The sequence below is a fragment of the Planomicrobium okeanokoites genome (assembly GCF_003428875.1).
Lineage (GTDB): Bacteria > Bacillota > Bacilli > Bacillales_A > Planococcaceae > Planococcus > Planococcus okeanokoites.
This window is the reverse complement of record NZ_QQRS01000004.1, coordinates 315,618-341,558: the sequence shown is the minus strand read 5'-3', so window position 1 is coordinate 341,558 and position 25,941 is coordinate 315,618. Positions and strand designations below refer to the sequence as shown.

At 47.5% G+C, this 25,941-nt stretch carries 28 protein-coding genes; 27 read left to right on the top strand and 1 reads right to left on the bottom strand.

What is annotated here, in order from left to right; translation table 11 throughout:
• The first annotated feature begins 14 nt into the window (after positions 1-14).
• The 27 genes from fliF to D2910_RS11520 all read left to right on the top strand — a co-directional run bounded on the left by fliF (position 15) and on the right by D2910_RS11520 (position 23,331).
• The gene (gene fliF / locus D2910_RS11650) at positions 15-1,652 is read left to right on the top strand and encodes a flagellar basal-body MS-ring/collar protein FliF (RefSeq protein ID WP_117313596.1); all 1,638 of its coding nucleotides are present in this window, start codon (positions 15-17) and stop codon (positions 1,650-1,652) included.
• A gap of 11 nt (positions 1,653-1,663) precedes the next feature.
• The gene (fliG, locus tag D2910_RS11645) at positions 1,664-2,677 is read left to right on the top strand and encodes a flagellar motor switch protein FliG (RefSeq protein WP_084243336.1); all 1,014 of its coding nucleotides are present in this window, start codon (positions 1,664-1,666) and stop codon (positions 2,675-2,677) included.
• The gene (locus tag D2910_RS11640) at positions 2,670-3,467 is read left to right on the top strand and encodes a FliH/SctL family protein (protein ID WP_117313595.1); all 798 of its coding nucleotides are present in this window, start codon (positions 2,670-2,672) and stop codon (positions 3,465-3,467) included. The genes fliG and D2910_RS11640 overlap by 8 nt, the downstream gene beginning before the upstream one ends.
• A complete protein-coding gene (fliI, locus tag D2910_RS11635; RefSeq protein WP_117313649.1) occupies positions 3,448-4,770 on the top strand; it encodes a flagellar protein export ATPase FliI in 1,323 nt (440 codons plus the stop codon). The genes D2910_RS11640 and fliI overlap by 20 nt, the downstream gene beginning before the upstream one ends.
• Positions 4,767-5,234: a flagellar export protein FliJ gene (gene fliJ / locus D2910_RS11630; protein ID WP_117313594.1), complete on the top strand. Its 468-nt coding sequence runs from the start codon at positions 4,767-4,769 to the stop codon at positions 5,232-5,234. The genes fliI and fliJ overlap by 4 nt, the downstream gene beginning before the upstream one ends.
• Positions 5,231-6,625, top strand: coding sequence for a flagellar hook-length control protein FliK (locus D2910_RS11625; RefSeq protein WP_117313593.1), 1,395 nt, complete (start codon positions 5,231-5,233; stop codon positions 6,623-6,625). Before fliJ ends, D2910_RS11625 begins: the two co-directional genes overlap by 4 nt.
• 19 nt (positions 6,626-6,644) lie before the next feature.
• Positions 6,645-7,115, top strand: coding sequence for a flagellar hook assembly protein FlgD (gene flgD, locus D2910_RS11620; protein ID WP_084243332.1), 471 nt, complete (start codon positions 6,645-6,647; stop codon positions 7,113-7,115).
• A gap of 42 nt (positions 7,116-7,157) precedes the next feature.
• Positions 7,158-7,988, top strand: a complete 831-nt coding sequence (locus tag D2910_RS11615) for a flagellar hook-basal body complex protein (protein WP_084243331.1) — start codon at positions 7,158-7,160, stop codon at positions 7,986-7,988.
• Positions 7,989-8,040: 52 nt separating this feature from the next.
• Positions 8,041-8,256, top strand: coding sequence for a flagellar FlbD family protein (locus D2910_RS11610; RefSeq protein ID WP_084243330.1), 216 nt, complete (start codon positions 8,041-8,043; stop codon positions 8,254-8,256).
• A 13-nt stretch (positions 8,257-8,269) separates the two neighbouring features.
• Complete coding sequence (fliM, locus tag D2910_RS11605) at positions 8,270-9,262, top strand: flagellar motor switch protein FliM (protein WP_084243329.1); 993 nt, start codon at positions 8,270-8,272, stop codon at positions 9,260-9,262.
• Positions 9,249-10,316: a flagellar motor switch phosphatase FliY gene (fliY, locus tag D2910_RS11600; protein ID WP_117313592.1), complete on the top strand. Its 1,068-nt coding sequence runs from the start codon at positions 9,249-9,251 to the stop codon at positions 10,314-10,316. The genes fliM and fliY overlap by 14 nt, the downstream gene beginning before the upstream one ends.
• Positions 10,317-10,342: 26 nt before the next feature.
• Positions 10,343-11,005 (top strand): flagellar biosynthetic protein FliO, encoded by a 663-nt coding sequence (locus D2910_RS11595; RefSeq protein ID WP_165850178.1) that lies wholly within the window; start codon positions 10,343-10,345, stop codon positions 11,003-11,005.
• Positions 11,005-11,691, top strand: a complete 687-nt coding sequence (gene fliP, locus D2910_RS11590) for a flagellar type III secretion system pore protein FliP (RefSeq protein WP_369916938.1) — start codon at positions 11,005-11,007, stop codon at positions 11,689-11,691. Before D2910_RS11595 ends, fliP begins: the two co-directional genes overlap by 1 nt.
• 19 nt (positions 11,692-11,710) lie before the next feature.
• Positions 11,711-11,980: a flagellar biosynthesis protein FliQ gene (gene fliQ / locus D2910_RS11585; protein ID WP_033541469.1), complete on the top strand. Its 270-nt coding sequence runs from the start codon at positions 11,711-11,713 to the stop codon at positions 11,978-11,980.
• A 10-nt stretch (positions 11,981-11,990) separates the two neighbouring features.
• Complete coding sequence (fliR, locus tag D2910_RS11580; RefSeq protein WP_117313591.1) at positions 11,991-12,770, top strand: flagellar biosynthetic protein FliR; 780 nt, start codon at positions 11,991-11,993, stop codon at positions 12,768-12,770.
• On the top strand, positions 12,771-13,859 hold the full coding sequence (gene flhB, locus D2910_RS11575; protein ID WP_084243324.1) for a flagellar biosynthesis protein FlhB: 1,089 nt from the start codon (positions 12,771-12,773) through the stop codon (positions 13,857-13,859).
• Positions 13,860-14,268: 409 nt separating this feature from the next.
• Positions 14,269-16,326 carry a flagellar biosynthesis protein FlhA gene (flhA, locus tag D2910_RS11570; protein WP_117313590.1) on the top strand — a complete coding sequence of 686 codons (2,058 nt, stop codon included), beginning with the start codon at positions 14,269-14,271 and terminating at the stop codon, positions 16,324-16,326.
• Positions 16,326-17,477, top strand: coding sequence for a flagellar biosynthesis GTPase FlhF (gene flhF / locus D2910_RS11565; protein WP_117313589.1), 1,152 nt, complete (start codon positions 16,326-16,328; stop codon positions 17,475-17,477). The genes flhA and flhF overlap by 1 nt, the downstream gene beginning before the upstream one ends.
• Positions 17,470-18,327 (top strand): MinD/ParA family protein, encoded by an 858-nt coding sequence (locus tag D2910_RS11560; protein WP_101802440.1) that lies wholly within the window; start codon positions 17,470-17,472, stop codon positions 18,325-18,327. The genes flhF and D2910_RS11560 overlap by 8 nt, the downstream gene beginning before the upstream one ends.
• 36 nt (positions 18,328-18,363) lie before the next feature.
• Positions 18,364-19,140 carry a FliA/WhiG family RNA polymerase sigma factor gene (locus D2910_RS11555; protein WP_117313588.1) on the top strand — a complete coding sequence of 259 codons (777 nt, stop codon included), beginning with the start codon at positions 18,364-18,366 and terminating at the stop codon, positions 19,138-19,140.
• Between the two features lie 27 nt (positions 19,141-19,167).
• Positions 19,168-19,677: a DUF6115 domain-containing protein gene (locus D2910_RS11550; protein WP_117313587.1), complete on the top strand. Its 510-nt coding sequence runs from the start codon at positions 19,168-19,170 to the stop codon at positions 19,675-19,677.
• 15 nt (positions 19,678-19,692) lie between these two features.
• Entirely contained in the window at positions 19,693-20,130 is a 438-nt protein-coding gene (locus D2910_RS11545; protein ID WP_101802442.1) for a YaaR family protein, read from the top strand.
• An 88-nt stretch (positions 20,131-20,218) separates the two neighbouring features.
• Positions 20,219-20,569, top strand: coding sequence for a PilZ domain-containing protein (locus tag D2910_RS11540; protein WP_084243317.1), 351 nt, complete (start codon positions 20,219-20,221; stop codon positions 20,567-20,569).
• Between the two features lie 135 nt (positions 20,570-20,704).
• Complete coding sequence (locus D2910_RS11535; RefSeq protein WP_117313586.1) at positions 20,705-21,208, top strand: SRPBCC family protein; 504 nt, start codon at positions 20,705-20,707, stop codon at positions 21,206-21,208.
• A gap of 126 nt (positions 21,209-21,334) precedes the next feature.
• Entirely contained in the window at positions 21,335-21,895 is a 561-nt protein-coding gene (locus D2910_RS11530) for a hypothetical protein (RefSeq protein ID WP_133299099.1), read from the top strand.
• Between the two features lie 5 nt (positions 21,896-21,900).
• A complete protein-coding gene (locus D2910_RS11525) occupies positions 21,901-22,674 on the top strand; it encodes a hypothetical protein (RefSeq protein WP_117313584.1) in 774 nt (257 codons plus the stop codon).
• Positions 22,675-22,713: 39 nt separating this feature from the next.
• On the top strand, positions 22,714-23,331 hold the full coding sequence (locus D2910_RS11520; protein ID WP_117313583.1) for an NUDIX hydrolase: 618 nt from the start codon (positions 22,714-22,716) through the stop codon (positions 23,329-23,331).
• 84 nt (positions 23,332-23,415) lie between these two features.
• Here D2910_RS11520 and D2910_RS11515 read toward each other — a convergent pair whose 3' ends face one another.
• Entirely contained in the window at positions 23,416-25,872 is a 2,457-nt protein-coding gene (locus D2910_RS11515; protein ID WP_117313582.1) for a S8 family serine peptidase, read from the bottom strand.
• Positions 25,873-25,941: the final 69 nt, after the last annotated feature.

Below are 25,941 nucleotides of genomic sequence, written 5' to 3'. Positions count from 1 at the left end.
AGGATGAGTGATCGATGAAAGAGAAGTTTAGTGCTTATAAAACAAAAGTCAGTGAGACGTGGGGAAATATTTCTCCAAAGATAAAATGGACGATTATCGGATCGTTTTTTGTTACTTTCCTGCTGTTGCTGGTTTTCATCTTTCTTGGTTCAAGGTCGGATATGACGCCGTTGTATTCGAATCTGTCGCCGGCTGAAACTGGTGAAATCAAGGCGGCGATTGAGTCACAGGGAATCCTGACGGAGGTATCGGCTGATGGCAAGACGATCAGTGTACCACCTGAAGAAGTGGCGAACTTGAAAGTGAGTTTGGCGGCTGAAGGGATTCCGAAGAACGGCAATGTGAATTACAGCATTTTCAGTGACAATATGGGACTGGGCATGACGGACCGCCACTTTGATGTAGTGGAACGTGATGCCATGCAAAACGAATTGGCCATGCTGATCCGCCAGATTGACGGCGTGACAGATGCAAATGTCATGATCACACTGCCAAAGGAAAACGTTTGGCTGACGGATGATGAACAGGTGGCGACAGCTTCTGTAGTCATCAAAGGCGAGCCTTCATTCCAATTGGATCAAAAGCAAGTAAATGGTTTATATCACTTGATCAGCAAGAGTGTTCCAAGTCTGCCGTCAGATCAGATAGTCATCATGGATCAGAACGGACAGACTTTCACAATGGAAGATGAAAAAGCAGCCGATACAACATTGACGGTGTATCAGCAGCAGCGCGACATCAAACAGGATATCGAAAAAGACATCCAAAAAGAATTGCAGCAAATGCTCGGTTTATTGCTTGGGCGCGATAAAGTCGTCGTGTCGGTAATGGCAAGTGTGGATTTTACGAAAGAAAAGCGTGAAGAACAATTGGTCGAGCCGGTTAATGAAGAAACGGGCGAAGGCATTGATATCAGCGTTGAACGAATTGTTGAGACCTATTCCAGCGAAGGCGCCACAGTAGAAGACGCCGCTGGTACTGGCGATACTGAAATCGCCAATTATCCGGCTGCGGGCGCAGGCGGAAACAGTGAATCGGAAAGAACGGAAGAGCGCATCAACCGCGAAGTCAACCGGATTCACCGTCAAATCGAATTGAGCCCTTATGTGATCGATGACATTACGATCAATGTGGGTGTTGAACCGCCGGTGCCGGGGAATCCGGACAGCCTGACGCTTGAAACGGTCGGCGATATCCGGAATCTGCTTGGCAACACGGTGAGCGCCGCACTCAGTATGAATGGCGCCGAAGTCAACGAGCTTGAATTGGATGACCGGATTTCAGTCTTTGCAACAGAATTCCAAGGGAAAACGGTCGTAGAAGCTGAAGATCCGATTGATAATTGGTTCGGCACGATTCCGAACAGTCTTTTATTGATTGCCGGAGCAGCTGTCGCGTTGATTTTGATCATCGGAAGCCTGATTTTCGTATTGATGAGAAGAAAACGTGAAGTGATCGAAGAGGATTACGGCTTTGATATGTTCGAACAGCCGGTAACGCCGATTGGATCTTTGGAAGAAGAAGAGAAGGAAATCGATCTTTCAGAATTTGACTCAAGATCAAATCCAAAACGGAAGACGATTGAAAAACTGGCTAAGGGCCGACCGGAAGATTTCACGAAATTATTGCGTACTTGGATGTCGGAAGAGTAGGAGTGTGACTTATGGTTAAAGGTGCTAAAGAATTGACCGGCGTACAAAAAGTAGCCGTGTTGTTGGTGGGATTGGGTCCGGATGTGGCTGTTGAGATATTCAAGCAGCTGACGGAACCGGAAATCGACCAATTGACGATGGAAATTTCAAATGTGCGGCAGCTGAAAAGCAGCCAGACAGAAAAAGTGATAGATGAATTCTACGAAATGATTTTGGGCCAGGACTTCATGGACGAAGGCGGACTGGAATACGCGCGGGATATTTTGGAGAAGGCTTTGGGGAAAGACCGGGCGATGGATACGATCGGCCGGCTTACGAGCAGGCTGCATGTGAAACCGTTCAATTTTGCTAGAAGAGCGGATCCGAACCAGCTTTTCAATATTCTTCAGCACGAACATTCCCAGACGATTGCACTTGTGCTGTCCTATCTGGATTCAAGGCAGTCATCGCAGGTCATTGCTCAGCTTCCGCCAGCTAAACAGGCGGAAGTGGCGAAGCGGATCGCTCTGATGGAAAGCACGTCGCCTGAAGTGATCCATCAGGTGGAACAGATCATCGAACGCAAGCTGTCAGCTTCCGGAGCGCAGGATTACACGGCTACGGGCGGTGTTGAAGCGATTGTCCAGGTATTGAACAACGTGGACAGAGGAACTGAAAAAGCGATTCTTACCGAGCTGGAAATTGATAGTCCGGATCTTGTCGCTGAAATCAAGAAACGGATGTTTGTATTCGAAGACATCATTACACTTGAAACGCGTTCAATTCAGCGTGTCATCCGTGAAGTATCGGATGCAGATCTGACATTCGCATTGAAAGTGGCGAATGAAGATGTCAAAGAAGGCATTTTCTCGAATATGTCTGCACGCAGAGCAGAAGTTATTCGTGATGAAATCGATGTTATGGGTCCTGTGAAACTGAAAGATGTGGAAAATGCACAGACAAATATTGTCGCATTGATTCGCAGCCTGGAAGAAAAAGGCGAAATTATGGTGTCCCGCGGAGATGGAGATGAGCTGATTGTCTAATGTCATCCGCTATCATCATGGAAAACCTGTCGAGACAAAAATACTCAAGACGAAAAAGATAGAGTTCCGGAATATTCAGGAAGCCGAAGATGAAAAAGATCCGGAACAGCAAAAACTGTCGATAAAACAGGAAATCGCGGCTTTATTGGCCCAGAAAAACGAGCTCGAAAATGAGCTGCAGGAAAAACAGCAACAGGCGCAGACCGATATTGAATTCTGGTGGGAGCAGGCACGGACTGAAGCTCAGGCAGAAGCCGAACGACTGGCGGACGTGGCAACGGCGCAAGGATTCGATGCCGGTAAACAGCAAGGTTATCTCCAGGCTGAACAAGACTTCAAGGAAAAGCGGCTCGAAATGGAAGCGCTGATCCGCGAAGCCTATAGCGAAAAGTCGAAAATCGTGCAGGAAGCGGAAACGTTTCTTCTGTCATTAAGTGTCCGCATTGCTGAACGAGTCATCAAAGAAGAATTGAAGCAGCACGAAGAACAGCTTTTGAATATTGTTAAGCAAGCTTTAAAACACATCGAAGAAGCCGAAGACATCATCATGCAAGTGTCTTTGGACGATTACCCGATAATTTTACCCTTCCTGGAAGAACTTAAAACCTATGTAAGGGCAGATTGTGAATTAAAAATGATTCCAGTGGCAAATGTCGAAGCCGGCGGCTGCATGCTGCATACGCCGAGCGGTTCATATGACGTTACTATCGACAGCCAATTGGAAGAAATCAAAAAGCATTTACTCGCTTATTGTGAGGAGAAAACAAATGATGAACCAGCGGAAAGATGAATACCTGTCGCTGATCGATGAAGTGGAACCGATAAAAAAGCATGGCAAGGTCGTGCAGGTCATCGGGTTGACCATCGAATCCAAAGGGCCGAACGCCAAAATCGGTGAAATTTGCCTGCTGTATCCGAATCATTATGAAAAACCGGTTGAAGCCGAGGTGGTGGGTTTCCGTGAAAATAAATTGATGCTGATGCCGTTGAATGATATTTCCCAGATCGGGCCAGGTTGTCTGGTAGTGGCAACAGGTGTACCGCTGCAGATTAAAATCGGACCGTCGATTCTTGGCAAAGTGCTCGACGGTACAGGAAACCCGTTGGATGAAACACGGTTGCCGAAAGGGCTCAAGAAATACTCGACGAACAACACGCCGCCGAATCCATTGCAGCGGCCGAGAATCGAAAAACCATTGGAAGTCGGTGTCCGCGCAATTGATGGACTTCTCACTGTCGGGCAAGGCCAGCGCATCGGCGTGTTCGCCGGAAGCGGGGTCGGCAAGAGTACGCTGCTCGGAATGATCGCCCGAAATACGGAAGCGGATGTCAATGTCATCGCGCTGATTGGTGAACGTGGCCGTGAAGTACGCGACTTTATCGAACGGGACCTGGGTCCGGAAGGGCTTAAGAAATCGGTCATCGTGGCCGCGACTTCCGATCAGACACCGCTTCAGCGCATCAAAGGCGCAATGACGGCAACCACCATCGCGGAATATTTCCGGGATCAAGGGAAAAACGTCATGCTGATGATGGACTCGGTCACACGTTTTGCGATGGCGCAGCGCGAAGTCGGACTTGCGGTCGGCGAACCGCCGACCAGTAAAGGCTATACACCGAGTGTCTTCGCTTTATTGCCAAAATTATTGGAGCGCTCAGGAACTTCGGCGAAAGGATCGATCACCGCGTTCTACACGGTGTTGGTTGACGGCGATGATATGAACGAACCGATTGCGGATGCAGTCCGCGGGATATTGGACGGCCACATTGTGCTGGACCGCAAAATTGCGCAAAAAGGGCAGTTTCCAGCCATCAACGTCATGGCCAGCGTCAGCCGCGTCATGCACGAAGTCGTCACCGCTGAACACCAGAAAGCGGCTGTCGAGTTCAAGAAGATGCTGTCGGCTTATGATTCGGCAGAAGACCTCATTAACATCGGAGCTTATAAGGCCGGAGCCAATAAAGAGATAGATCAGGCCATCCGTTCTTATCCAGTCATCAAAGATTACCTGCAACAGGACATATATGAAAATACCACGCTTGATGCAAGCATCGAAAAATTGACAGAGCAATTTGGGGGGACTAAGAATTGACGCAATTCAATTTCCGATTTCAGAAAATCCTTGAACTGAAAGAGAATGAAAAAGGATTTGCCCAGATACAGATGGCTGACGCGATAAAAAAAGAAGAGGCGGGCCATCAGAAAAGCAGGGCGATCACAGACAAACTGGTGGAAGCAGAGCATTTGAAAATACAAAAGCAGCAAGGCGGCGTTAATGTCGGCGAGTTACGGAAGCTTGAAATGTACATAAACCAGCTGCAGGAGCAATCCATGATGACTAACCGGGAACTGGAATTCCTTCAGGGCAATGTCACCAGAACCCAGAACCAGCTGCAGCAGAAAGCGCAGGAAGAAAAGACCTGGGGCAATCTGAAAGAACAGGAACTCAGCAGGTTCCAGGAAGAGAAAAAGGTGCAGGAACAGAATTTCTTCGACGAATTGGCGAGCACCCGTTTCTACCGAACATCACAAGCCATTACAGCTGAAAGAGGGTGAATCCGATAAATATTGCGGGTCCAGTATCTACTATGAATATTAAACCGTCCGGCGAATCAGCATCTGCCAAAGCTGAAGCCCCGTCGGCTGAAGGGTCGAAAGCCTTCTCAAGCCTGTTCCAATCCTTGGCTGGCGGCGCAAAACAGAGCGACAGCTCCGGCCAGGCACTGCCGGATCACTTGCTGGCAAAGATTGAAGACATGCTTGCTGCCCTGCAGGAGCAGCCAGTTGAAGAGCTTTCAGAAGAACAGCAAAAACTTATGTATGAATTGATGCAATTGGTCAATTTGCAGCCGGCAAGAAAAGAAGGGACGATTCTTGTCGATACGACTGGAAAGAGAAAGTTCACACCAGTTAATCCCGATACTGAAAAACAGATGATCCCGAAAGAAGTCCAGTCAAAACTGATCGAGCTGGTTAAAAAGTTAAGTGATATATTGCCGGCAACTGGAGCGGCTGATACTAAAAAGTTCGACGCCAGTACGAGTTTAATGGGGGTCGAAGGAAAAACAATCGCTTTGGATGCTGAAAAAATCGAAAAGATCGCCAATAAAATCCTGGAGATCACCGGCTCACTCGCTGACAGCGGAAAAAAAGTTTCAGCAGCAATCGTTCAAAGCGAACAGGCAACGAAAATCGGTGCGGTGGTACCAGTTGAAACAGACAAGCAGTTAAAAGTCGCTGGGGAAAGCAAGAGCGTAGACGCGGATGAAGCACAGGCGGCTAAAGCACAACCTTCTGCTGCTGTTGTCACTGCGGGTAGAAGCGACGGAGGACAGCAACAGGAAACTTCACAGCAGGATGACACCAAGCAGAGCCTGAACCAAACCGCGGCTGCGCCAGATACGGCAAAACCAACTGCCGCATCTGCGCAAGCGCCAACTGCTCCTCCGGTACAGGCGAAGCCGGAGCCGCCAATGATGCCGCCCCCAGTGGTGCGGATGAACAATATGGCCGAAGAGCTGGGTGAGGTATTCAAGAACTCGATGCGCATGAGCACAAGCGGTGAAAGCACGCAGATCAAAGTGAATATTTCACCGGATCATCTCGGCCATCTGGATATTCGGCTGACAGAAACGAACGGCCGGATCGCCGCACAGATTTTCACAAGCAGCATGGCAGCGAAAGATGCCTTGGATCTTCAGCTGAATCAGCTTCGCAGCACATTGATCCAGCAAGGTTTGACGGTTGAGAAGATTGAAGTGGTGCAAAATAACTCGCAGCAATCGCTCGGCCAGCAAAATGCCCAATCCGAGCAGCGTTTCACACAACAGCAACGACAGAATAACGCCGGACGCGAAAGCAACGGCTATCAGCAGATAGAAGAAAAAACAGCAGTGCAGCGAAACCACCTCGACTCGGGAATGATGAAAGTGGACTATACAGTTTAACAAGAAAAGAGGTGTTCTGATGAACGTTGCAAATACAACAACAGCCAACACGATGGCGGGGACAGCGGCAAAGACGTCCGATCCGCAAAATACGCTGGGCCAGGATGCTTTCCTGAAGATCCTCGTCACGCAGATGAAGCATCAGGATCCGATGGAGCCGTTAAAGGATACGGAATTCATCGGGCAGATGGCGCAGTTCAGCAGCCTGGAGCAATTGACGAACTTGAATAAGACCATGACTAATTTTGTCGGCAGTTCCAGCAACAATCAAACATTGGCAAATCATGCGAATCTGATCGGCACTTCAGTCGACTGGTCATATGAAGTAAACGGCCAGATGGAAACGGGCCAGGGAGTCGTTAAAGCGTTATCAAGCAAAAACGGTGAACTGACTGTCGAACTTCTGGACAGCGGCAAAAAAATTCCACTCACAGCAATCAACAGGATTGAAATGAATACAGAAATTAAAAATGATAACGAGATTGTCTGATTCCGACTCGAATACGGACAATACTTGAAAGGGGAAAACTAAATGTTACGTTCAATGTATGCAGGTGTGTCAGGTATGAAAGGTTTCCAAACGAAACTGGATGTCATCGGTAATAATATTTCCAACGTCAATACAATCGGCTACAAGAAAAGCACGATCAACTTCCAGGATTTATTGAGCCAGAACATGTCCGGTGGAGGAGCGAACCCGATGCAAGTCGGTCTTGGGGCTTCGACAGGAGCGATCAACGTAAACCATAACGCCGGATCTTCTATGACGACAGGTGTTGGAACGGACTTGGCAATGATGGGCGACGGCTTCTTCATTGTGCAGAACCCGGATGATGTTGGAACAGACGTCGGTCAATATTTGACGCGTGCTGGTAACTTCACCGTAACAAATGAAGGGAACTTAGTGAATCCCCAAGGCTATAACGTAATGGGCTTCACAAATACCGCAGCTCAAGGTGATGATTTTGTCGCTGGCGATCTCGAAGCGATTGTTATCAATCCAAATGACTATGATTCATTCAGCATTAACCGCGCTGGTGAAGTAATCGGTAAAGCAGCTGATGGAACAGAAACGATTTTATTCGGATTAGGTATTTCGAACCCGGAAAACCCTACAGGCTTAAACAAGTTTGGGGGGTCCCTGTATGAAATGACTGGTGGAGCAAGTGCCCTTGGCATCAATGCACAAACTGTTGAGGGAGCCAACACATCCGTTGCATCCGGCATGCTTGAAATGTCGAACGTTGACCTAACGGAAGAGTTCACTGAAATGATCATTGCCCAGCGTGGCTTCCAGGCGAACTCACGCACTATCACTACTTCTGATGAAATCCTTCAAGAAGTTGTTAACCTGAAACGATAATAAAGGAGGGCGGCCTGAGGGAAGCTGAGCTTCCCTCGATAGGCGCTTTTAGATGATCCTATTGACGAAATTAAATCAGACGCCGTTTACCATAAACGCGGTTTATATCGAAAGAGTCGAAGCTACACCGGACACAGTGGTGACACTGGTGTCAGGCAAAAAGATCCATGTGCTGGAATCAGTAAAGGATGTTACAGACAAAGTGACCGCCTATTACCAGCAGATCAACATTCTGCCGACAGTCCAAAAGCCTGACCCGATGGAATAAGGAGGAAACATCCATGGTAGATCATTTATCAGACGAAAATATAGATGCCATTCTTTCTTCCATTAAAAAAGAGAAGCCAGCACCTTATAAGATCGGCAAAGAACGTACAGTGAATAACTATGACTTCAAAAAAGCATTGCGGTTTTCGCAGGATCAGATCCGCACCTTAACACGGATCCACGAAAACTTTGCGCGCTTGCTGACTTCTTATTTTTCCACACAGCTGCGTACATATGTCCAGCTTACGGTAACGGGAGTGGAACAATATTCATACGAGGAATTCATCCAGAATATCGAGAAAAATTCACTGCTTGGTGTATTCGAAGCAAGCCCGCTGCCTGGCAGCATGGTGATGGAATTTTCTCCGGATGTAGCGTACGTAATGTTCGACCGTCTGCTTGGCGGACAAGGGAATGCATTGAATAAAACAAGTGATTTGACGGAAATTGAAACGTCGATCATTGAACGGGTTTTCGTGAAGGCGCTGGATTGTTTCCAGGAAGCATGGACATCGGTCATCCGCTTGTCGCCGTCATTAAAGGAAATTGAAGTGAATCCGCAATTTCTGACGATGTCACCGCCGAATGAAACAGTCATCATGGTGTCGCTCCACACGAAAATCGGTGAAGTCGAAGGCGTCATTAATCTATGCCTGCCGCACCTGGTACTGGAAAAAGTGCTGCCAAAACTGTCAGCACGGCATTGGCTGGCGAATCAGAAGAAAACCAAAGAAAACCATGAAGTGGCAGCTTTGGAGAAAAAGCTGCAAAACACCAAGATGAGTGTTAAAGCGGTTTTGGGCAACTCCACAATCAATATCGAAGATTTTCTGAATTTGAAAAATGGCGATGTGATCCGTCTGCAGGAATCCTTTTCGGATCCGGTGACGGTGCTCGTCGATGATAAACAGAAGTTTTTTGCTCAAGCCGGGGTCTCTAAGGGCCGTTTGGCCGTACAAATTACAGATGTTCAAACGCAGGAGGATGACAGCGATGGTAACAGGTAATTTGTCTTCAGACGAAATAAACGGCTTATTGAACCGGGGAGAGAAGGAGGAGAAGAAGATGGCGGATACGTCACTTTCCACAATTGAAAACGAAGCGCTGACGGAACTGTTCAGCGTGGCACTTGGCAGCTCATCGGCTGTATTGTCTTTATTGCTGTCGGACCAGGTGACAGTGAGTTCACCGAATTTATCAGTAAAGCCGAAAACGGAAATCATGGCAAAAACGCAGGCGCCTTTCTTCGTCCTGCTCGGTGAATACACGGGCGACGTTTCAGGCATCCAATTTGTTTCGGTGAATAAAGAGCAGGTGCAGGCATTGACTGCGATGGCGGATCCGGAAAGCGCAAGCGAAGATACAGAACGCCAATTCGAGATCCTGCAGGACATCATGCAGCAGATGTATGCATCGGTTTCCCAGACATTCTCCGCTTTATTGGAATCGGAAGTCAGCCATTCCTTGTCCGGCATGGACATGGTCGAGGACCGGGAAGATTTTCCGGCAGCGAATTTTACTGCGGAAGAATGGTTCGCCGAAGCCGCGTTTCAATTGAAAGCGCAGAACGGGCAGCACGCGGAATTTTATATGTGTATTCCGGTGCGCCTGGCAAAACAAATGGCTGGAATCTTAACCGGTTCAGGTGAAGAGGAAGAGCTGGAGGAGACACAGGATATGCAATTTGACTCAAACAATGAAAGCAATTCACAGAATAAAAAAGAACAAGCCGTTACATCCCAAAATATCCAGCCGGTGCAATTTTCAAGTTTCGATGATTCGCCCGCAGCGAATACTGAACCAAATAACTTGAATATGCTGATGGATATTCCGCTTCAGGTGACAGTGGAACTGGGACGCACAAAACGGACGGTCAAAGAAATACTGGGCGTTTCCCAAGGGTCGATCATTGAACTCGACAAACTGGCGGGAGAACCGGTCGATATTCTAGTAAACGATAAACTGATTGCCGTGGGTGAAGTTGTAGTCATCGATGAAAACTTCGGGGTCCGCGTTACCGATATCCTGTCTACAGAAGAACGAATCTCGAAGCTTCGCTAATACCTTTATGTAAGGAGTCTACAAGCTTGATCCAAAAAATGTCTTTATACAGTATTATGATGATCCTGCTGCTGACGCTGTCGGCAGTATGGGCACCATCCTTTGCACAAGCCGCCGACCCGAAAGTCAGCGACAGCTATAACACAGACCAGCCGGCAGTTGAACAGCAGGAACCACCTGCAGAAGCGGCGGCGCCGGAAGAAAAAAGCTTTATCGTGGTGATCGGCCAATTGATCTTTTATACCTTATTAATTGTTTTCATGATATACGGCCTGATCAAATTCCTGTCGATGAAGCAGAAAAATCTCCAGCCCAACCAAGCTGTAAAGCTGATGGGCGGAACAGCCTTAGGCAACAATAAATCCCTTCAGCTTGTAAAAGTGGGAGGACAGATTTATCTGATCGGTGTCGGCGATCAAGTGACATTGATCAAAGAATTCACCGAAGACGATGAAATCCATGGAATCGAAAAAGACGTGGAGACCCAAGCTTCGCCATTATTGCCGAAGACGGTCACCAGTTTCATAAAAGAAAAAGTCAGCGGACACTTGGAGAAGAACCCTTCCCAAACGAAAGGGTTTGATCAATTGTTCAGGCAGAGCCTTGATAAACAACGTAAAAAGCAGCAAAAACTGGAGTCGGATTTAGGCGGCCAGCAATCCGAGGATAAAGAAGGACGCGGGTTATGATGGATTCTCTTCTCCTGCTCGTCAATATTCCCGGAATCGATTTTGGCAACGATAATCCTGAAGATGTTTCAACGACACTGCAATTATTATTCCTGCTGACGATCTTGTCAGTAGCTCCAGGGATTTTAATCCTGATGACCAGTTTTACCCGCATCATCATCGTCTTATCCTTTGTCCGCACCGGTCTCGGGACTCAATCGATGCCGCCGAACCAGGTGTTGGTGGGACTGGCATTATTCCTCACTTTCTTCATCATGGCTCCGATATTCTCGGAGATCAATGAAACCGCTCTTCAGCCATATTTGGACGGCGAGATCGGACAGGAAGAAGCGATGGACTCAGCCGCTTTGCCGATGAAAGAGTTCATGGCGAAGCATACACGTGAAAAAGATTTAGCATTATTTTATAAATACGCTGAAATGGAAAAGCCCGACAGCATAGCGGAAATTCCGCTGACTTCGCTGATTCCGGCATTTGCCATCAGTGAGCTCAAGACAGCGTTCCAGATCGGCTTCGTCATCTTCATCCCGTTCCTGATAATCGATATGGTCGTGGCCAGCACCTTGATGGCGATGGGGATGATGATGCTGCCGCCGGTAATGATTTCATTGCCGTTCAAAATCCTGTTGTTCGTACTGGTCGACGGCTGGTACCTGATCATCGAATCGCTGCTGCTTAGTTTTTAGATAAGGAAGGAAGAACTCAATGACTCCAGATATGGTAATTAAACTGGCAGAACAATCGATTTATACAATCATCATCATTGCGGCGCCGATGCTGCTGATCGCACTGGGTGTCGGCCTGCTCGTCAGTGTGTTTCAGGCGATGACGCAGATTCAGGAACAGACTTTGGCGTTCATACCGAAAATACTCGCTGTATTCATTTCGCTGGTCGTTTTCGGCCCGTGGATGCTGACAACGCTGTTGGATTACACGCGCAATCTGTTCCAAAGCCTTCCGCGAATAATCGGATAGGGAGCTTGCAATGAATTCTATTTTAGAAGTTTTGCCATATTTCTTATTAGTACTTATTCGGTTTACGAGTTTCTTTCTCATTGCACCGATTTTCTCGATGAAGGGCATGCCTAACCAATTCAAGATTGGCCTCGGAGTGTTCATTGCGCTGATAGCTGTTTCCACTCTGCCGGCCGAAGAGCCGATTGTGCTGGACGCCTATTATACGTTCATGGTCATAAAGGAAATCGGTGTTGGCCTGGCACTTGGATTTACAGCGGCGCTGCTGTTGTATGCGGTGCAGGTTGCAGGAGCGTTCATCGACTTTCAGATGGGATTCGCCATCGCCAATGTCATTGACCCGCAAACAGGCGCCCAGGTGCCGATCATCGGTCACTTTAAATACATGATGGCACTTCTTTTCATGCTGACGGTCAACGGCCATCATATGCTGCTGGACGGTGTGATGCACAGTCTGAGGCTGTTTCCGGTAGAAACGATGACCTTCGCTTTTGAAGCAGGAGACCTTTCATCTTTTATATCGGCATTATTCGTACAAATGTTTACCATTGCTTTGCAAATTGCTTTGCCGATTGTCGGAGCGCTGTTCCTGGTCGATGTGGCTCTAGGAATTCTGGCGAAAACGGTACCGCAATTAAATATTTTTGCAGTCGGTTTTCCGGTTAAGATTTTCACCGGCTTTGTCCTGTTATTGCTGACAATGCCCATCTTCTTTTATCTGCTGCAATTTTTATTCGAAAAAATCATGATGAGCATGGCGCAATTGGTCAAGATTATGGGAGGGACATAAGTGCAGAAACGATTGGTTCTTGATCTTCAGTTTTTCGCGGGTGAAAAAACCGAAAAAGCGACACCGCAGAAAAGGCAGGAGTCGAAACGCAAAGGACAGGTTGCGAAAAGCCCTGAAGTCGCTGCGGCGATGATCATGCTTGGCGGCGTCCTGTTGCTATACTTCACCGGCGGCTGGATGCTTGACCAGATTCTTGCTATGTTCCGCATCAACTTGACGCAGTTCTTCAACTGGGATCTGACACCTGCTTCCACTCGGACCCTGCTCGAACAGATGTCATTTGAAGGATTGAAAATCATGGTCCCGATGGCGTTGATTGGCATGATTTTCGGCTTTTTCGGAAACTACATACAAATCGGCCCGATTTTCTCGACAGACCCGTTGATGGCAAAACTGGAGCGGATCGACCCGATCAAAGGCGCAAAACGCATCTTCTCGGTACGCGCTCTGGTGGAACTGGCAAAATCATTATTAAAAATTTCCATCATCGGAACTGCCGCTTTCCTTGTTCTATGGGCGTCGAAAGAAGAATTGTTTTTATTGTCCCAGCAAAGTGTGCCACATGCCTTGAGCTTTGTCGGCGGACTGGTCGTCAAACTGGGACTGACCGCTTCGATCATTCTGCTATGCCTGGCGGTGCTGGATTATATCTATCAGAAATACGAGTTCGAAAAAGGAATAAAGATGTCGAAACAGGACATCAAAGATGAGTACAAAAAATCGGAAGGCGATCCGCTCATCAAGCAGAAAATCAAAGAAAAGCAACGACAGATGAGCATGAACCGGATGATACAGGATTTGCCGAATGCGGACGTCCTGATTACAAACCCGACGCATTACGCGATCGCGATCAAATACGATGCCGAGACGATGGAAGCCCCGCAGGTCATTGCGATGGGAAAAGATCATCTGGCACTGAAAATCAAAGAAAAAGCGAAAGAACTTGATATTGTGATTATGGAAAATAAACCGCTCGCCCGCGCATTGTACGCACAAGTGGAAGTGGGCGACTACGTGCCGGAAGATCTCTTCATGGCAGTAGCCGAGGTGTTGGCATATATCTACCGTTTGAAAGGCAAAATCAGTTAGAAAAATAGAATTCATAAACGATATTCCGCAAAACAGCTTCGCTTTCCGGGGGGCTTGTGCTGAGCTAACTCGGTCTCGTTCCACTTCGTCCGAGTGGATCTCAGCACTTCACTTGGTCCCCCAGGAGTCTTCGCTGTTTTGCTCCATATCTCATATACTCTCTCAATAAAAGCCACTCTCTCAGCGCCGGCGCGCCTATGGAGCAGGCGAATGCCGACGGAGTAAAAGACGAGTGCACTTCTCGGCTTATTGCGGGAGCTAAGGTTCGCCATACGAAGATGGCGCATCCTTTGCGACGAGCAGTGCGCAGGAGCATAATTTTTGCACTGTCCTAAGCGCCAAGCGACTTATTAAAGTAAATTTTATTACATAAAAACATTCACGAAAGCATTAGGAGATGGGAAATAACTTGAAAATCAGAGATTATGCAGTCTTAGTATCCGTACTTATGATCGTCGTCATGATGGTCATTCCGTTGCCGCCATTATTACTCGATGTATTGATCCTCATAAATATCAGCCTAGCCATGACCATCCTGCTGGTGGCGATGAATACGAAAGAAGCGCTGCAATTCTCGATTTTCCCGACATTGCTGTTGTTGACGACGCTGTTCCGTCTGGGCTTGAACGTTTCGACGACACGGTCGATCCTGACCAATCAAACCGGCGGTGAAGTGATCGAGACATTCGGTTCATTCGTAGTCGGAGGGAGTGCCATCATTGGTATTCTGGTGTTCCTGATTCTTGTCATCATCCAATTCCTCGTCATCACGAAAGGTTCGGAGCGGGTAGCGGAAGTTGCCGCACGATTTACGCTCGATTCGATGCCCGGTAAACAGATGAGCATCGACGCCGATCTTGGTGCGGGCATGATTTCGGATATGGAAGCGAAAAACCGCAGGGAAAAAGTCAGCCAGGAAGCGGATTTTTACGGGGCCATGGATGGTGCCAGTAAATTCGTAAAAGGGGACGCCATTGCGGGAATTATCATTACCATCATCAATATCATCGGCGGATTGCTGATCGGGGTTATGGTCCACGGACTGCCGGTCGGTGAAGCAGCCAGCCTGTTCACGCTCCTGTCCATCGGTGATGGTCTGGTGAGCCAGATACCGGCGCTGTTGATTTCAACGGCAATGGGTATCGTTGTAACGCGTGCAGTGTCTGACGGCAACCTCGGCTCGGATATCATCAAGCAGCTTTTCGCTTATCCGAAAATGATGTATGTCGTAGCGGGCACTTTGATGATGATCGCCTTCCTGACTCCGATCAATCCTTTATTGATCTTGCCGGTTGCGGCAGTCATTGCATTTGCTGCATTCAGAATGCAGAAAGCTTTGACTGAGGAAGAGAAATCCGAAAAAGAAGCCGTTTCCGGAGACGGCAAAAAAATTGAAGCCATGAAGAGTCCGGAAAGTGTCATCGACCTTCTTCATGTCGATGCTATCGAGTTTGAATTCGGCTATGGGTTGATTCCGATAGCAGATAAAAACCAGGGCGGCGATCTGCTTGACCGGGTCATCATGATACGCCGGCAATTGGCGATGGAACTTGGTATCGTGGTGCCGGTTATCCGCATTCGCGATAATATCCAGCTCCGTCCAAACGAATACATCATCAAGATCAAAGGAAACCGCGTTGCAGCGGGTGAAATCATGCTCGACCATTATTTGGCCATGAGCCCTGGAATTGATGACGACAGCATTGAAGGCATCGAAACGATTGAACCGGCATTCGGTATGCCGGCGCTATGGGTCAATGACAGCATGAAAGAAGACGCTGAAATGGCCGGGTATGCCATCGTGGATCCGCCTTCGGTCGTGTCGACGCATCTGACGGAAGTCATCAAGCGCCACGCGCATGAATTGATCGGCCGCCAGGAAGTGAAGTCGCTGATTGAAAATATGCGTGAAGCAAGTCCGGCGGTTGTTGAAGAATTGATTCCTAATTTAATGACGATCGGTGAAGTGCAGAAAGTGCTGATGAAGCTTTTGAAAGAGAAAGTTTCCATCCGCAACCTGCTGATCATTCTCGAAACGCTGGCTGATTATTCATCGCAAACAAAAGATACAGACGTTTTGACGGAATACGTGAGACGCTCGCTGTCCCGCCAGATCACGTTGCAATATGCGCCGCAGAATGAAGCCCTGAAAGTCATCACGGCAGGAGCAAGCGTCGAGAAGAAATTTGCCGAGTCGGTGCACCGTTCCGATCAGGGCAATTACTTGTCGATCGATCCGGAAACGTCCCAGCTGATTTTCCAGAAAATATCCGAACAGGCTGCGCAATTGCAGCAGACCGGTGTGCAGCCGATTCTGCTGACATCACCGGCCATCCGCATCTATATGCGCCAGTTTATCGAGGGTTTTGCACCTGATCTTCCGGTGCTGTCCTATAACGAACTCGAACCGAACATTGAGATTCAAAGCGTCGGCGTAGTCAATATCAGTGGAGGAGTAAATGTCTGATGAGATTAAAAACATATATCGTCCAGAATGTCAGTGAAGCATTGCCGATGATCAAACGGGATTTGGGAGCTGACGCATTGATCCTGAATACCAAAAAAGTGAAGACTGGCGGCTTTATCGGATTTTTCCAGAAAGAAAGACTCGAAGTGACAGCCGCTGTAGAAGCGCAGCCGAAGAAAAAAAAGGCAGCCAGTAAAGCGCCAGAGGAAGCTGCTGCAGTTCAAAAGGCATCAGTGCCGGTGCCGCCTGCTCCAATTGCTGCGCCGGAAGATTCAAACCCTTACTTAACGGGAGACTTGATCAATGAATTGAAAGGCATCAAGCAATTCATGATGCAGTCGATGCAGGAAGATCATTTGCCTGCTTCATTAAAACCGCTTAACCAGTGCTTGAACAGCCAGGAAGTGACAAAAGAGATCCAATCTGAAATCCTGGCTAAAATGATGCTGACTATTGGTCAGCAACCGGATGTCTCCGTTGCACAGATCCATAGAATGGCGAAGACGGAAATCGTCCGCCTGATCGGTCTGCATCAGCAAAAGCCTGTCCTGAAGGATCCGGAAATCATCTGCTTTATCGGACCGACCGGTGTCGGCAAGACGACGACGATTGCGAAAATCGCTGCGGATCTGCTCCTGCGGGAAGGCAAAAAGGTTGGATTGATTACATCGGATACGTACCGTATCGCGGCTGTAGAGCAATTGAAAACATATGCAGGCATCCTGAACATCCCGATCCAAGTGGTCGATTCGGCTGAAGACCTGAACCGCGCAATGGCGGAACTGGCTGCATGCGACATCATCCTGATGGACACTGCAGGACGCAATTACCAGCAGAAACAATACATCGATGACCTTGAAGCCCTTCTGGCTGATAAGAATAAAATCCAGATCAATCTGGTACTCAGCCTGACTGCCAAATACGAAGACATGAAAAAAATCATCGATAATTTCCAGACCATCAAAATGGACCAGCTGCTGTTGACGAAACAAGACGAGACCAGTTCATCCGGCGCCATCTTGAACCTGATCTATCATTATTCGATTCCCGTTACTTATATTGCCAATGGCCAAAACGTTCCAGATGATATTTTAACGGCAACTCCGGAGTTGATCGCAAATTTTGTGCTAGGGGAAGATGACAATGATTGATCAGGCAAAACAATTGCGTGAAAAAATGATGCAGAAAAAACCGAAAAAAGAACGCAGACAGACACGCACCATTGCTGTCACCAGCGGAAAAGGCGGCGTCGGTAAATCGAATTTCGCTTTGAACTTCGCCTTGAGTCTGGTTGAGCAGAACCGGAAAGTGCTGATCTTCGACGTCGACTTGGGCTTTGCCAATGTTGATGTACTGCTTGGCCGGTCACCTGAAGAGTCGATCGCGACGATGGTGGAAAAAGATTTATCGATTTGGGACATCATTGAAGAAGGACCTAATGGTTTATTGTTCATTTCCGGAGGGACCGGATTCAACGAAATGTTCAAACTCGATGAAGCAAAGATGAAGAAGTTCTTTGACGAACTCAGTGAAATCCAAGGACACGTCGATTATGTGATTCTTGATACTGGCGCAGGATTGTCGGATGAAAACCTCCGCTTTATCCTGGCGGCTGACGATGTAATCCTTGTTACGACGCCTGAACCGACATCAATTACGGATGCTTACTCCATTGTGAAAATGGTCCATGTAAAAGATCCGAATGTCCATATGAAGTTGATCATCAATCAATGTACAACCGAAAAAGAAGGCAGACAGACGGCGGACAATTTCCGCCAGGTGACACAGCAATTCCTCGGGAAAGAAATCGGCACATTAGGTTATATTCCAAGTGACTCGAATATTCCGGCTGCTGTGAAGAAACAAGTGCCGTTTCTGTTGGCATTTCCGAACACTTACGCTTCACAGGCGATGAGAAAAGTGACGGGTGAATTTCTCGACTTGCCTGTACCTTATAAGCTTGGCATCAAAGGGTTTCTGCTGAAAATGCTGTTTAAATAGACGTGTCGCGGTATCAAAAAAATGGTGGTGAAACGCTTGTTGAATGATAAATTATCAAAAGAGGAACTGGAATACTGGGAAGGCTGGCAACAGGGACGTGATCCGGAAGCCGGGAATTACCTAGTCGAACGTTATATGCCCCTGGTTGATTATGTGACACAGCGCTTTATGATCAGCCTGCCAAAAACAGTGGACAAAGATGATGTACGCAGCCTGGCTTTCGAAGGGCTTCTTGACGCATTTGATAAATTCAACCTGGAGCGGGACCTGAAGTTCGAAACCTATGCAGCATGGAGAATCAAAGGCGCAATCATCGATGGTTTGCGCCATAGTGACTGGCTGCCGCGTTCTGTACGTGAGAAAGTGAAGAAAATCGAGAAAGCGTACGCGATTCTTGAACAGGAAAATAATCATTCGGTAACCGATGCCGAAGTCAGCAAATATCTCGGCATCTCTAAAGCTGAACTCAATAAAACCGTATCGGAAGCGGCATTGTCGACGATGATTTCCATGGATGAAAATCCTTTTGAAGACAATAACCAGGTAGGTAAATACAATATGGTAGGAAACGGCGACGCGGGTTCACCCGAGCGCCGCCTCTATGAACGCACCATCAAGGAAGCATTGACTGCAGCAATCGGGCGGTTGCCTGAGAAAGAGAAAATCGTTGTTTCACTGTGTTATTTCGAAGACTTGAAATTGACGGAAATTGCCGAAGTTCTGGGCGTCAGTGTTTCCCGTGTCTCCCAATTGCATTCAAAGGCAATTTTGAGGCTGCATTCGGCGACACTTTCGGTCCATGAGTATTATTAAGCTGCGCACGATACAGAAAGACAGGTGATGGCCATGGATTGGCTGCTGATTGGACTTATTTTATTGGCGATAGCCGTAAATATACGATCGTTTATCGTCTTGAACCAATTCCAGAAACAGCGCAAAGCCATGCTGGAGGACGCAGAAGCCGTCCATTCCAGCATGGAGGACTTTGTAGCGAATCTGGAGCAGGAGAATGACGAACTTTATAACCGGCTGGTGGAACATATTGCTCAAAAAGAAAGCCGCATGGAAGAACGGATGCGTGAACTGGAACTGAAAATCGGCATTGCCGATTCTGTTCAGCCGGCTGATGAAACGCCAGTTGCGCCAAAGAGCAAAACGGGGAAACAAAAGATAACGGTTAAGGCAGCAGAACCGGAAATTGACCCTGATCTGCCGGAAAATGAAAAAATAGAGCAATTGCATAAACAAGGATTCTCTCCAGCACAAATCGCCAAAGTGGTGAAGGCGGAACGAGGGGAAATTGAATTGATCATCAATATCTATAAAAAGAAGCAAAGCTATCAGAAGTAAGATGGAGTGACTGTGATGCGCATTGAAAGCCAAACAAAAATTCCGGGCGACCGGATTCAGAAAAATACAGTGGAAAACAAATCAATCGACTCGTTTGCAAACGTCATGAAAAAATCACAATCGAAATTGCAGTTGGATGCCTTGCATCAATTGATGAGCCGTGTCGACGCCCAAGGAGAAAAACTGGGCGAACAGCGTACCTTTGAAAATTTACGTGACTATAAAAATCTTGTAAAAGAATTTATGAGAGAAGCACTAAGTTTTGGTATACAATTAACTGATAAGCAAAGCTTTTCTCCTGGTGGTGGCATGAAAAATCATCAAATAGTGGAAGTCATTGACAAAAAATTGATTGAACTTCAGGACGAAGTGTTAAATAATGAAAAAGAAGGCTTGGAGACACTCCAGTCAATCGGAGAAATCAAAGGCTTGCTGATTAATTTATACATGTAAAAGCGGTGTCCGAAGTTAAAAAGGGTCTTTCCGCTTAATTTCCTGCTTTGCATGGTGAAAAAAGAGAGAAGATTGAGGGGAGAAAGAAATGAGCGAAAATCGCCGCGAGTTTTTCCGTGTAATTTTTCATGAATCGGTCAATGGCAAAGTCACCCGTCTCGGGGAAGCTCCAATGTCTATAGTAGTAGACAATATCAGTGTGAACGGTATGAGATTTACTTCGCCGGTCAATATTCCGATGGGCGAACGGCTGGAATGCAGTTTTGAAATACTGGAGCAGGCGTTTCTGCTTGAAGGAACCATTGTAAGAAAGTCGACGCGAAATGACAGAGTCGAATACGGAGTCGGTTTTACGATTGATCAGGAAACATCATCGCAATTATTCAAACATCTTAATTATTATCAGATCCGCCAAAGAAAAGGCTCTTACGCGGATTGAGCAGTATTGCAGAGGAAGCTGACACCGCGAAAATTTCGCAGTGCCAGCTTTTTTATATCCGAAAAGTTAAGATGGAAGTATGCTAAAATAAATTATAAGAACATTCCGTTATTTACTAAGGGAAGGAGCGTAAAGATGAAAAAGACAGCGACAATTGTGCTGACGATGGCACGGAGAATCAACGCGAATTCAACTGATGTTTTTAAAGCCTGGACCAAACCGGAACTGATGAAAAAATGGCTGTTCACGACGGAAGCCACAAATGTGGTAGCGAAAAACGATTTGCGTGTCGGCGGGAAATGGGAAATCGTGGACCGTCGGGAAGGGGAGGAGTACCGCGCGACAGGAGAGTATCTGGAAATCGACGCACCTCACCGGCTGGGCTTCACTTTTGAAATGCCGCAATTCAACGACTTGCAGGACCAGGTCATCGTTTGGGTTTCACCGGTCGGGCAGGCATGTGAAATGACCTTCAAGCAGGAAATCGTTGTGCCTCACGAAGAAAGCTGGGGACCTGAAGACATCCAACAAGCAATGAAGGAATACAGTGAGCAGTCAGAAGAAGGCTGGGACAAGATGTTTGAAGGGCTGAAACAATTAGTGGAAACCGGGGATGTCACACCAAGCGACAATAAGTGAATCGCTGACAAAAAATTAGCTGCCGCCTTCATATTCATTGCGACAGCTTTTTAGTGAAACCTTTTTGGCGGAATTGCTACTAATGGGATAAAGAAGCTGCAATTATGGGCGAGAGGGCGGTCAGTTGTGAGAAATATACTGTTGTTTATAATGATTGCTGTAATGATTTCTGGGGCAGTGGGTTGGCCTACAGCAGCAAGTGCCTGTTCCTGTGAACAACCACCTGGCGTGGCGGAAGAATTGGAGCGTTCCGATGCAGTATTCAGCGGCAAGGCGATTCTGGTCGATGAAAAACCGGTGCTGTTTTCAGCAGCGACACGCTCTGTTGTATTTCAAGTGGCCCAGGTCTGGAAAGGACCCGCGCATTCACAGATAAAAATAAAAACTGGTCAAGGTGGCGGGGATTGCGGGATTAATTTCAGTGCCGGACAGGAATATCTGGTGTATGCAGTGAAATCCGAGATGTACGGAGCAAATGAGCTGACGACCATCATCTGTGACCGGACAGCTGTTTTAAGCCAGGCGCAAGGAGATTTTGCGGTGTTGGGAGAAGGGCAGGAACCGACAGAAGAAGTGGATTTGCTCAGCCGGAGCAACTGGCTGATTCCACTTGGAGGATTTATTGTCTTCGGGATTCTCGCAATCATTATTTACCGAAAAAAAAAAGAAATTGACTGGAGCAGGTGAATAAGATGAAAGCATCTGAAGAGATACTGGCCGTATGGCGGAAATTCGACGGCTTTCCGATGGAAACACTGACGAAGGCGTGGCTCTATTCGAAACGGGGGAACCGGAAACAGCGGGATGTTGAAACTATGAAACAGCATCGTGAAGAGTTCGGCGTAACAGGGAATTGCTTTGATTTGGCGATCTGGTTATTGGAGGCATTCAAAGAAGCAGGCATAAAAGCTTATCCGATCGGCAGTGAGCTGGGGACGGGGGATGACCATGCGGCGGTCATGGCTGTCGACCGCATTGGCCGACGATTCTTGTGTGATCTGGGAGACCAGTGGCTGCAGCCGATTTTGATCGATGGTGATGACGAGGCTTACACCGATGAAAAGCTGGCAGGCTTTTTTCCGGGTGCTGAGGTGCAGGTGCTGCCGGAAAATGATCATTTTCAAGTGGTTTATCACCGGCCGAACGGCAAGTTTTCAACGCAGGTTTATTCATCCCTTCCGGTGCCGATGAAGGAATTTCTGGCGGCGGCGGATTACTCGCAGAGCCATGTGTATCCGAAACCGCTGCTGGAGGTTCGTTTGCCATGGGGCAATGAAATTGCGCATTGGGAATTCGACGATTGGAAAAGCTTTTTAAGCACGAGCCATGGACTCGTTGAAGACCCACCACTGGAAACGATTGATGAATGGGTGGCGCGGATCCACGAGAAGAGCGGTTATGATAAAACGCTTTTAAAAGAATCGCTGGAATATTTTAAGGGTCTCAGCAAATCCCCTTCATCCTGAGACCTTTTCCGTTTCAATTAAGAAAAGAGGTTTGAATGAATGGATGAAGAAATGATCATGGCTTGCGAGGAAGACGGCACGCCGATCAGAATCGCAACGCGTGAAGAAATACATATAAAAGGTTTATGGCACGAGACGTTCCATTGCTGGATTGTGGAAATCGTGGACGGCACGCCGTATATCCATCTGCAATTGCGCAGCTCTGACAAAAAGGATTTTCCCGATCTGCTGGATATCAGCGCAGCGGGTCATATTCTTGCACACGAATCGATCGTGGATGGAGTCAGGGAAATCGAAGAGGAACTGGGGATTGATGTGAAGTTTGAGGATTTGATTTCTTTGGGTGTCATCAAAGACCAGCTGTCGTTGAAAAATTTCAAAGACAACGAAAGATGCCATGTTTTCCTGTATAAAACAGCGCACGATTTGAACGGAGCCTACCGCTTCCAGAAAGAAGAAGTGGCGGGCATGTTCAAATTCGATTTTCAGGATTTCTATCATTTATGCATGGGTGACAAGGAAAGAATCGAAAGTACGGATGAACTTGCCTCTTCGCATACGCCGTCACGGAAAAGTGTTGCATTGGCGGATCTCGTGCCCCACGGAGCTTCCTATTTGAAGCAGGTAGTGATAAGGATACAAAAAGAATTGGACTGAAGTTAAAACTGTTCTGAAGCAGCAGAGGCGAACAAAAATAAAAACCCGCAAACAGCCATTTCAGGCAGTTTTGCGGGTTTTCGATTAATTTGTGAAAAATGCTTCATACTGGCGGCTGAATGCTACAGCAAAATCACCGCGCAGAACTTGTTCGCCAGGGTTGAAGACAGCTTCTACCGTCGGCTTCAAATCGTATTTTCCTTGTGTCACAGAGAATTGAGCGTTAAGAATATTCAAATCCAACGCGAGCTGGACATATGGTTTTAAATCAGCAGGAATACTGTCCTGATCTTTGATGGCAACACGTTCATCTTTATACTGAACCGTGACAGCGCCGCTGAATGCTTCTGCCTGTTTTTGCAAACCAAGGCTTTGCACCAGTGAGTAGGCAAGTTCGGCTTTCGTTACATTGCCTTTCGGATTGAAAGTTCCGTTGTCTTTGGCTTTCATGACGCCGTTGAACACTTGTCCGTAATCACGGAACGCTGCTCCTTTTGCTGTAACTGCTTCAGCGTAGGGTGTAACGGCAGAGTCTGTATCGGTAAAGCTTGGTGTTGCAGGAAGGCTTTGTCGGATCTCAGCACCCATTACCAAATAAGTGGCAAGGTCTGCACGCGTCAATTTATCATCCGGTCTGAACTGGCCTTTTGAGTTGGAATCGAAAAGACGGTTCTTAACGCCCATAGCGATTGCCGGTTCTGCAGGGTGGCCAGAAATATCAGTCAGACCCGTTATCTCGTTCACTTTTGTAAAGGCTAATGTGCCTTTGACAGTTTCCGGCAAAGCCAGTCCGACCGGATTCAGTTCATCTCCGCGCAAGCCGCGAACTTCAGCTTTCCATTCACCGGCCTGCGGGTTGTTTACAATAACTGTACGGTCATAGGTAGTCGCGAATAGCAGGCTGATCCCTGAACTGTATTCCGTTCCGTCTGGCGAAATCAACACTAAGTTCACTGGATTGCCTGTGGCTTCAAGCAAACCGGCTGCGTTCGCTTTTGCCGCGACTGTCGAAACGCCTTCTTCAACAGTAAATGTGTGCTGTGAACTCACAGAAGCGATATATTCCACAGCAAACTCCTCCTGGCTGGTCTGTTCCGAAACGTTGGCATTGAATACTGTTTCGCTATTTAACGTTTCGCCGTATGTTTTATTGTTGAATACGGCGTCGATAGCTGCGTAAGCATTCACATAACCTGCTCCGACTTCCCATGATTCATAGCCAGGCATGTTCGTTGCTGTCTGCTGAAGAACTGTTTTTACTTCGTCAGGTGACAGTGCTGGATCTGCTTCCAATAATAAGGCGGTGATTCCTGCTACGTGCGGCGTAGCCATTGAAGTACCGCTCATCGTTGTGTAATAAGGCAAGTATGCCGGTTCAATGGCGGCAGCATCGGCATCAGCGGCCAAAGCGGTAAGTGGTGAAACCGTTCTGGTGGAAACGATGTCAACGCCTGGAGCTACGATAGAAGGAGAGTCTTCCCATGTCCACGTTTTGCCGTGCAGATCAAACGTGCCGCCAACGTCTTTTGTTCCGCGTGACGAGAAATCAGCGAGCGTGCCGTCTTTCTCACCAGCACCCACTGAAATCACCCATGGTGCTTTAGCGTATGGATTATGCGTGTTTTCGCCGGGACCTTCATTTCCTGCTGCGAATAAAACAACGATTCCACGGTCATAGGCTTTCTTGCTGGCAAGATTGATCGGATGGTTCGGATCGAAGTCGCCTGAAGAGCCCCATGAGTTTGTGATGACGCGGATATTGTATTCGTTCTGATGCGTAACGGCGTAATCGAAGCCACCGATGCCATCAAGAACGAACAAAGCTCCACCTGAACCGTAACCGATCAGGTCAGCGCCGGGTGCGGCACCTTCGTATTTTCCTCCTGAAAGTGCGCCTGTCCCGCCAACTGTGCCTGCCACGTGCGTTCCGTGACCAGAGTTGGTATCGGTGTTAGGCACATTTTCTGTGTAAGAAACAGGGAGTAAACCTGTGATGCTTTGAAGATTTGTAGTTCCCAGAACGTTCTGTACCAAATTCCTGCCCAGTTCATGGTCTTTATGCGTGCCATCGACACCGCTGTCGTTGACGACAACGCCGATGCCGTCACCGGAAACCGGCAGGCCGCCGTTCAATTTTCTGAATGAATCATCCTGTTGTGCTTTATCGACGCCTGTAATCAGGTTGGCGTCGGCATTGAAATATTCCAATTTTTCATTAAGATAAACAGATTGCACTTGTTCATTGTCTGCCAGTTGTTCGACTTGCTGTTTAGTTGCGAGAGCGCCCACAATCGGAAGGCTCTGCATGCTGATGGCGGATTCAATTCCTAACCCTTCCAACAGGGACAGCTGCGCTTCTGTGGGCTTTTCATCTCCCCGGAAAGTGATAATTACCTGGGCAACTTCGGCATCACCGAGAGCAGCCCAGACTTTTTCGTCTACTGCTGTGGCAGTGGCAGATACTGTGCTGTTTGCATTAACGGACGAAAAAGCCGGGAAGATAAGAAATAACATCAGGACGATCAACAGAATTTTTTTCATTTACACATTCTCCTTTTCGAAATAGTTTGAAAACTTCTATTTAATTATCATCCGGCAGCATAATTTTGC